The 394-nt window shown below is 66.8% G+C and carries 2 protein-coding genes; both read left to right on the top strand.

All coding sequences use genetic code 11. The annotated features are described in order from the left end of the window. Positions 1 to 177: hydroxyisourate hydrolase (locus EOA32_RS38080; protein WP_189407771.1), on the top strand; the 177-nt coding region annotated here is incomplete at its 5' end. Between the two features lie 3 nt (positions 178 to 180). Next, positions 181 to 394: 2Fe-2S iron-sulfur cluster-binding protein (locus tag EOA32_RS38085; protein ID WP_128374355.1), on the top strand; the 214-nt coding region annotated here is incomplete at its 3' end.

Genomic DNA, 394 nt, shown 5'->3' on the forward strand with positions numbered 1-394 from the left:
GGCGAATACGAACTGGTGTTCGCCGCCGGCGACTATCTGCGCCGGCAAGGGACCAGCCTGCCGGAGCCGGCCTTCCTCGACATCGTGCCGATCCGCTTCGGCATGGCGGAAGCGCGCCACTACCATGTGCCGCTGCTGATCTCGCCCTATGGCTATTCGACCTATCGGGGAAGTTGAGAGATGGCCAAGGTCAAGACCCGCAACGAAATCCGCTTCATCCTCAACGGCGAGGACATCGCGCTGGCCGATGTCGCGCCCGATGCGACCCTGCTCGACTGGCTGCGGCTCGACCGGACGCTGCGCGGCACCAAGGAAGGCTGCGCCGAGGGCGACTGCGGCGCCTGCACGGTGCTGGTCGGCAGGCTTTCCGCCGGCCGGCTGGTCTATGAAAGCG

The organism is Mesorhizobium sp. M1A.F.Ca.ET.072.01.1.1, from assembly GCF_004023325.1.
Taxonomy (GTDB): domain Bacteria; phylum Pseudomonadota; class Alphaproteobacteria; order Rhizobiales; family Rhizobiaceae; genus Mesorhizobium.